Genomic DNA, 7,506 nt, shown 5'->3' with positions numbered 1-7,506 from the left:
ACCGAGCGCGTCAGCGGGATCGAGCCGCCGAGCTACTACGAGAACCCGGACTTCTGAGCACCCGGACCCGCCAACACCATGCACGTCTCCAACGATCCCGCCGCACCCGCCGCCGACCCGATCGCGTTCGACGACTGGATGCGCGTCGACGTCCGCGTCGGCACGATCCTGGCGGTCGATCCCTTTCCCGAGGCATGCAAGCCCGCGTTCAAGCTCACGATCGACTTCGGCGAGCCCTTGGGCATCAAGCGTTCCTCCGCGCAGATCACCGTGCGTCACTCGGCCGACGAGCTCATCGGCCGTCAGGTCGCCGCCGTGGTCAACTTCCCCCCGCGACAGATCGGCCCGATGATGTCGGAAGTACTGACGCTCGGATTCCTCGACGCGGACGGCGCAGTCGTGCTGGTCAGCCCCGCGCACCCGGTCCCGAACGGCGGCCGCCTGTTCTGACCCGCCGGCGGAGCGCTTGCCCCGCGGCTCTGCCGCACGAGCCGACAACCGCTGCGACCAGCCAGCCCCAGTCTTCGCAGCAGCCGTCATGCAGCGCTGTCCTACACACGCGATCCATGCCAGCGTCGCCCCAGGTCCGGCTTATCCGACGCTCTTTGACACTGCTGCTTTGGCACCCCGCGTCGCGCCACCAGCGAACGCGCGTTGGCCTCTCTGGGCAATTCGACCGTTTGATTCTCCATCACCCCTGACCGCTGCAATCAAGGACCGCGCATGGGCATGACCTTAGCCTGACCTTCCGCCCGCCCTGCATCGGCTCAGTCCAAGACGACCCGCGTTGGCGTGACCTTAGCGTGACCTTCCGCGACCGCGCGCACTCATTCCCACGCCGCCGGGTCGACCACCTCGCGCAGGAAGGCGACGAACGCGCGCACCGCCGGCGCGACGATCGGCGCGCGCGGGTGCACCGCCCAGATCGCGACGTCGCGCGTCCCCTCCCACTCGGGCAGCACGCGCACCAGCGCGCCGTCGCGCAGCGCCTCGCCGACGTCCCACAATGAGCGCAGCGCGATGCCGACGCCCGATAGCGCCAGCTCGCGCACCAGCTCGCTCGAATTGGTCCGCACGTGGCTCGCGCGGTCGATGCTCGTCCGCCGCGCGCCCGCCACCAGCCGCCACGGCATCTGCCCCGCCGCCGCGAGCAGGCGATGTGCGGCGAGGTCGCCGATCCGCTCGGGCGCGCCGGCCCGCGCCAGATAGGCCGGGCTCGCGCACAGCACGCGGCGGCTGTCGCCCAGCCGGTGCGCCTCCAGACCCGGCGGCACCGCGGCGGCGATCCGCACGCCGACGTCGACCCCGTCCGCGATCAGGTCGACGAACGCGTCCGACAGGTCGAGCGTCAGTGACACTTGGCGGTAGGCCGCCAGAAAACGGTGCAGCTGTGGCGCGACGTGCAGCCGCCCGAACGAGGTCGGCGCGCTGACGCGCAGCACGCCCGCCGGCACCGCCGCCGTGCCGGTCAGCCGCGCCTCCGCCGCCTCCACCGCGGCCAGGATCGCGACCACGTCGGCGTGGAACCGCTCCCCCGCCGGCGTCAGCGCCAGCTGCCGCGTCGTGCGCTGCACCAGCCGCACGCCCAGCCGCGCCTCCAGCCGCTGGAGCCGCCGCGACGCCATCGCGGGCGACAGGTTGGACGCCCGAGCCGCCGCCGCGATGCTGCCGCCCGCCACCACGCGCGCAAACAGGGCATAGTCCGGGTCGATCATTCGTGCATCCGGGTTACGATTGCCGCGACATATACCCCTCTAGTGGCGCGAAGCCGGTCCCCGTACAAGCGGCACCAACAGGAGCAGCAGCATGACCCAACGAGCCGGCCTCACCGTCGCGGACGAACTCGCAGCCTTCGTGGAGGATCGCGCGCTGCCCGGCACCGGCGTCGCGCCCGACGCCTTCTGGTCGGGCGTCGCCGACATCTTCGCCCGCTTCGCGCCCGAGAACCGCGCCCTGCTCGCGCACCGCGACGCGCTGCAGCACCAGATCGACGACTGGTACGCCGCGCGCGCTGGGCAGCCGATCGACCAGGCCGAATACCAGGCGTTCCTGCGCGAGATTGGCTACCTCGTCCCCGAACCCGCGCCGTTCACGATCGACACGGCTGACGTCGACGCGGAGGTCGCGACCACCGCCGGGCCGCAGCTCGTCGTGCCAATCCTCAACGCGCGCTTCCTCCTCAACGCCGCCAACGCGCGCTGGGGCAGCCTCTACGACGCGCTCTACGGCACCGACGCGCTCGGCTCGCCCAACCCTGGCGGCGCGTACGACACGGCGCGGGGTGGCCAGGTGATCGCCTGGGCCAAGGCGTTCCTCGACGACGCGGTGCCGCTGGCGAGCGGCTCTTGGGCGGACCTCACCGGCGACGATTTCACCCTCGCCGACCCCGCGCAGTACGTCGGCCGCAGCGAGCGCGGCCGGCTGTTCCGCCACAACGGCCTCCACATAGAGGTCGTGTTCGATCCCGCGCACCCGATCGGCCGCGACGACCCCGCCGGCATCGCCGACGTGATCCTGGAGAGCGCAGTCACCACGATCTGCGACCTTGAGGATTCAGTCGCCGCGGTCGATGCCGCCGACAAGGTCGCGGCTTATGCCAACTGGCTCGGGCTGATGCGCGGCGACCTGTGCGACACGTTCGAGAAGGATGGGCGCGAGGTGACGCGCCGGCTCAACCCCGACCGCCGCTACACCGCGCCGGACGGCAGCGAGATCGTGCTGCCCGGCCGCAGCCTGCTGTTCGTCCGCAACGTCGGCCACCTGATGACCACGCCCGCGCTGCGCCTGCCGGACGGCAGCGAGGCGCCCGAGGGCATCCTCGACGCGATCGTCACCAGCCTGGTCGCGCTCCACGACATACGGGGCGCGCGTGCCAACAGCCGCGCCGGCAGCATCTACATCGTCAAGCCCAAGATGCACGGCCCCGACGAATGCGCCTTCACCGACCGGCTGTTCGACGCGGTCGAGGACCTGCTCGGGCTCGATCGCCACACGATCAAGGTCGGCGTCATGGACGAGGAGCGCCGCACCAGCGCGAACCTCGCCGCGTGCATCGGCGCCGTGCGCCACCGCATCGTGTTCATCAACACCGGCTTCCTCGACCGCACCGGCGACGAGATGCACACCGCGATGCGCGCGGGGCCGATGATTCGCAAGGCGGAGATGAAGGGTGCCGACTGGATCAAGGCGTACGAGGACCGCAACGTCCAGATCGGGCTCGCCTGCGGGCTGTCGAGCCGCGCACAGATCGGCAAGGGCATGTGGGCCGCCCCTGATATGATGCGCGACATGCTCGACCAGAAGGTGGCGCATCCGACCAGTGGCGCGACCACGGCCTGGGTACCGTCGCCCACCGCCGCGACGCTCCACGCGACGCACTACCACCGCGTCGACGTGTTCGCGCGGCAAGAGGCGCGCCGCACCGAGCCGGTCGCATCACTCGACCGCCTGCTCACCGTCCCGCTCGCGACCGGTCACAATTGGACGCCCGAGGAGGTGCGCGACGAACTCGACAACAACGCGCAGGGGATCCTCGGCTACGTGGTGCGCTGGATCGACCAGGGCGTCGGCTGCTCCAAGGTGCCCGACATTCACGACGTCGGGCTGATGGAGGATCGCGCCACGCTGCGCATCAGCTCGCAGCACGTGACGAACTGGCTGCTCCACGGCGTCGCCACAGCGGGCGAGGTCGACGCCGCGCTCACCCGCATGGCGGCCAAGGTCGACGCGCAGAACGCCGGCGACCCGGCCTATCGCGCGATGGCGAGCCGCGAGGACGAGAGCATCGCGTTCCAGACCGCGCGCGCGCTCGTCTTCGACGGGGTCGCGCAACCCAGCGGCTATACCGAACCTTTGCTCCACGCCGCGCGCGCGCGAGAGAAGGCGCGCGCCGGCTGAGGGAACCACGCGGGCGCTCGCTGGTAGGGACGGCTATGGCACAAGAATCGCATCGCCCGAACGCCGCCGTCCTCGCCGGAGCCGGCGTCGCCGCGCTCGGCCTCGGCGGCTTCCTCTACTTTCGCTCAAAGCGCCCGCCAGTCATCAACCCGAACGTGCCCGAACCCGCGAAGCCGGTCGACCTCAATCGCTATCTCGGCCGCTGGTACGAGATGGCGCGCCACGAATACGTCTTCGAGGAAGGCATGGACGCGGTCACCGCCGATTATTCGCGGCTGTCGGCGGACAAGATCGGCGTCACCAACGCCGGCACGCGCGGCGGCAAGCGCAAGGTCGCGCGCGCCAAGGGCGTGGTGGCGGACAAGGACACGAGCGCGAAACTCAAGCTGTCGTTCTTCGGACCGCTCTACGTCGGCGATTACTGGGTGCTCGACCACGCCGACGATTACAGCTGGTCGATCGTCGGCGAACCCGGCGGGCGCTACCTGTGGCTGCTGTCGCGCTCGCCGCGTCCCGGCGACGAGCAGGTTGACGCGCTATACGCTCGCGCGAAGTCGCTCGGTTACGACACGAGCGCGCTGCGCCGCACGCATCAGCCGTGAGCGGGCCAGCGGCGCGCGTTTAGCTGCCGTGCGCCGCCACCAGCCGCGCGGCGCGCCCCGCGGCGTCGTGCGTGTCGCGTGCCAGCTTCTTGACCTCGGAGGCAACCACCGCGAAGCCGCGCCCCGCCTCGCCCGCGCGCGCCGCCTCGATCGTGGCGTTGAGCGCGAGCAGGTTGGTCTGCTTGGCGATCGCGGAGATGCTGGACACGATCTCCGCCACCTGCGCCATCGTGTTCTCCATCACCGTGCCGCGCTCGATCAGCGCCGCGCCCGACACGCGCGACTGCTCCAGGTGCGCCTGCACCTCGCGCTCCAGCCTGACCTGTCGCGTGATGTCGGTCGCGATCTTCAGCACGCGCTCGGGGCTACCCGACGGTCCCAGCACCGGCGTATAGGCCGCCTGCAACCACACCTCCTCGCCGCGCGCGTCGCGCCGCGGATACTCGCCCTGGTCGAACTGGCCGGAGCCGAGCTTGCGCCAGAACTCGGCATAGGCAGGCGTGTCGGCCTGCTCGGCGAAGCACAGCATGCGGTGATGCCGCCCGACCAGGTCATCGAGCCGGTAGCCGACGATGGCGAGGAACCGGTCGTTGGCCCAGGTGACGACGCCGTCCATCGTGAATTCGATCACCGCCTGCGATCGGCACAAAGCATGCCAGGCGGCCTGCGACGCGCCGATGCTGGACTGGTCGGGTAGATGGTCGAGTGCGTACACGCGGCGATGATCGTTGATTTCGGTTAATCATCCGTTTCGGATGAACAACTATGCGTCGGCGGTGACGATCACGCCCGCGTCGACGCGCACGGGCCACGGCGTCAACCGCGCGCCCATGCACGGCCCGCCCTCGCAGCGCCCGTCGCCGATCGCGAACACCGCGCCGTGCCACGAACACATGATCCGCGCGCCGTCCGGCGTCAGATAGGCGTCGAGTTCCTGTGCCAGCGGCAGCCCGGCATGCGGGCAGCGATCGATGTAGCCGTACACCCGCTCACCCCGGCGCACGACGAAGCCGTGGAACCGCCCGGCGCGCAGCTGCAGCACGTAGTTGCGCGCGGCACCGTCGGCGATCTGGTCGAGCGCACCCAGCTTCACTCCCGCCGGCGTCGCGAAGACGCGCGCGCTCCCGTCGACGGCGTCGCTCATTCGTTCGGCAGCTGCGCCTTGGGGAAGTCCGCCCACACCGCATCATAGTCGAGCTGCGCGTGCGCCAGCGCGTATTCGGTCGGCTTATACGCCCAGCAGCTTTCCAGCATGAACGCCATCGTGCCCTCGATCTTGTGGGGCTTGAGCTCGGCCGCGCTCGCACCCTGCCAGCTCGCGACGTCGGGGCCGTGTCCGCTCATGATGTTGTGGAGCGAGATGCCGCCGGGCTGGAAGCCTTCCGCCTTGGCGTCGTACGCGCCGGTGATCAGCCCCATCGCCTCCGACATGACGTTGCGGTGGAACCAAGGTGGTCGAAAGGTTCCTTCCGCAACCATCCAGCGCGGCGGGAAGATGACGAAGTCGGCGTTGGCGCGCCCGGGCACGTCGCTGGGGCTCGTCAGCACGGTGAAGATCGACGGATCGGGATGGTCGAAGCTGACGGTGTTGATCGTGTTGAAGCGCGACAGGTCGTAGCGCCAGGGGCTGAGATTGCCGTGCCACGCCACCACGTCGAGCGGCGAGTGGTCGAGCGTCGTCGTCCACAGCGATCCCATGAACTTCTGGACCACCTCGGTCGGCTCGTCGCGGTCCTCGAACCAGGCGACCGGCGTCTCGAAGTCGCGCGGGTTGGCGAGGCCGTTGGCGCCGATCGGCCCGAGGTCGGGCAGCCGGAACAGCGCGCCGTGGTTCTCCGCGACGTAGCCGCGCGCCTGACCGTCGGGCAGCATCGCCTTGAACCGCACCCCGCGCGGGACCAGTGCGACCTGTCCCGGCGCGATCTCGATCCGGCCGAGTTCGGTCAGCAGCTCCAGCCGCCCCTGTTCGGGAATGAACAGCAGCTCGCCGTCCGCGTCCATGAACACGCGCGCGTCCATGTTCCGGTTGGCGGCGTAGACGTGCAGTGCCACGCCCTCCAGATCGGCGGGATCGCGGTTGGCGAGCATGGTCGTCATGCCGTCGATCAGGTCGACCTCATCGCTCGGCATCGCCAGCGGGTCCCAGCGCAGCCGGTTGGGCGCGAGCGGCGCGTCGATGGTGCCCGGCGCGAACCGTTTCGCACCGTCGTAGCGCGTGAACGGCGGATGCTCGGCAGTCGGGCGCATCCGGTAGAGCCACGAGCGGCGGTTCTCGTGGCGCGGCGCGGTGAAGGCGGTACCCGACAGCTGCTCGGTGTAGAGCCCGAAGGCGGGGCGCTGCGGCGAATTGCGCCCGACCGGCAGCGCGCCGGGGATCGCCTCGGTCGAGACGTGGTTGCCGAAACCGGGGATGTAGGCGGGGGCGGTAGGGTCGGTCATCCTCGGTCCTTTCTTCGGCGGCTTTGCGTAACGAACGTCTGGGCGAATCGTGTCACGCCCGCCGCCGCGTCAGACGCGGCGAAGCCGCGCCTTGTGCGCCGGCTTCGTCGCACTGGCCGGGCGCGGACCGCGCCTGCGCGCGGCATCCGGCCGACGCTTTACGCGTCGACCGTGATCACACCGCGCCTGATCTGATCCAGCTCAATCGACTCGTACAGCGCTTGGAAGTTGCCGTTGCCGAACCCCTCGTTGCCCTTGCGCTGGATGATCTCGAAGAAGATCGGCCCGACCATGTTCTCGGTGAAGATCTGCAGCAGCAGCCCTTCCTCGCCGACGTTGCCGTCGATCAGGATGCGGTTGCGACGCAGCCGCTCCAGGTCCTCGCCGTGGTTCGGGACGCGCTTGTCGACCAGCTCGTAATAGGTCTCGATCGTGTCCTGCAGCTTGACACCGCGCGCGCGCAATTTCTCGACCGTGGCGTAGATGTCGTCGGTGGTGAGTGCCAGATGCTGAATACCCTCGCCGTTGTAATCGCGGATGAACTCCTCGATCTGGCTGTGGTCGTCCT

Annotated in this window: 8 protein-coding genes; 3 read left to right on the top strand and 5 right to left on the bottom strand. The window is 69.8% G+C overall.

The annotated features are described in order from the left end of the window. Window positions 1-78 precede the first annotated feature (78 nt). Window positions 79-450 carry a tRNA-binding protein gene (locus tag ACFDS6_RS16050; protein ID WP_375273110.1) on the top strand — a complete coding sequence of 124 codons (372 nt, stop codon included), beginning with the start codon at window positions 79-81 and terminating at the stop codon, window positions 448-450. 377 nt (window positions 451-827) lie between these two features. Here ACFDS6_RS16050 and ACFDS6_RS16045 read toward each other — a convergent pair whose 3' ends face one another. After that, entirely contained in the window at window positions 828-1,715 is an 888-nt protein-coding gene (locus ACFDS6_RS16045; RefSeq protein WP_375273108.1) for a LysR family transcriptional regulator, read from the bottom strand. 91 nt (window positions 1,716-1,806) lie between these two features. Here ACFDS6_RS16045 and ACFDS6_RS16040 point away from each other — a divergent pair, with 91 nt between their 5' ends. Continuing rightward, window positions 1,807-3,897: a malate synthase G gene (locus ACFDS6_RS16040; protein WP_375273107.1), complete on the top strand. Its 2,091-nt coding sequence runs from the start codon at window positions 1,807-1,809 to the stop codon at window positions 3,895-3,897. A gap of 35 nt (window positions 3,898-3,932) precedes the next feature. Beyond that, a complete protein-coding gene (locus ACFDS6_RS16035) occupies window positions 3,933-4,499 on the top strand; it encodes a lipocalin family protein (RefSeq protein ID WP_375273106.1) in 567 nt (188 codons plus the stop codon). Between the two features lie 19 nt (window positions 4,500-4,518). On the opposite strand, the gene ACFDS6_RS16030 is transcribed toward ACFDS6_RS16035, so the two are convergent. The 4 genes from ACFDS6_RS16030 to ACFDS6_RS16015 all read right to left on the bottom strand — a co-directional run. Next, window positions 4,519-5,214 carry a methyl-accepting chemotaxis protein gene (locus ACFDS6_RS16030; protein WP_375273105.1) on the bottom strand — a complete coding sequence of 232 codons (696 nt, stop codon included), beginning with the start codon at window positions 5,212-5,214 and terminating at the stop codon, window positions 4,519-4,521. Window positions 5,215-5,262: 48 nt separating this feature from the next. Beyond that, complete coding sequence (locus tag ACFDS6_RS16025) at window positions 5,263-5,643, bottom strand: Rieske (2Fe-2S) protein (protein ID WP_375273104.1); 381 nt, start codon at window positions 5,641-5,643, stop codon at window positions 5,263-5,265. Further along, window positions 5,640-6,938, bottom strand: coding sequence for a homogentisate 1,2-dioxygenase (gene hmgA / locus ACFDS6_RS16020; protein WP_375273103.1), 1,299 nt, complete (start codon window positions 6,936-6,938; stop codon window positions 5,640-5,642). The genes ACFDS6_RS16025 and hmgA overlap by 4 nt, the downstream gene beginning before the upstream one ends. A gap of 158 nt (window positions 6,939-7,096) precedes the next feature. Beyond that, window positions 7,097-7,506 (bottom strand): VOC family protein (locus ACFDS6_RS16015; protein WP_375273102.1); only part of this gene is annotated, 410 nt, incomplete at its 5' end.

It is taken from the genome of Sphingomonas sp. (assembly GCF_042095875.1).
Taxonomy (GTDB): Bacteria; Pseudomonadota; Alphaproteobacteria; order Sphingomonadales; family Sphingomonadaceae; genus Sphingomonas.
This window is presented reverse-complemented; position numbering and strand designations above follow the sequence as displayed.

What these genes read in the sequence shown, in the direction of transcription:
- ACFDS6_RS16050 (WP_375273110.1), top strand. Translation starts at nt 79, where the DNA reads ATGCACGTCTCCAACGATCCCGCCGCACCCGCCGCCGACCCGATCGCG.
- ACFDS6_RS16045 (WP_375273108.1), bottom strand. Translation starts at nt 1,715, where the DNA reads ATGATCGACCCGGACTATGCCCTGTTTGCGCGCGTGGTGGCGGGCGGC.
- ACFDS6_RS16040 (WP_375273107.1), top strand. Translation starts at nt 1,807, where the DNA reads ATGACCCAACGAGCCGGCCTCACCGTCGCGGACGAACTCGCAGCCTTC.
- ACFDS6_RS16035 (WP_375273106.1), top strand. Translation starts at nt 3,933, where the DNA reads ATGGCACAAGAATCGCATCGCCCGAACGCCGCCGTCCTCGCCGGAGCC.
- ACFDS6_RS16025 (WP_375273104.1), bottom strand. Translation starts at nt 5,643, where the DNA reads ATGAGCGACGCCGTCGACGGGAGCGCGCGCGTCTTCGCGACGCCGGCG.
- hmgA (WP_375273103.1), bottom strand. Translation starts at nt 6,938, where the DNA reads ATGACCGACCCTACCGCCCCCGCCTACATCCCCGGTTTCGGCAACCAC.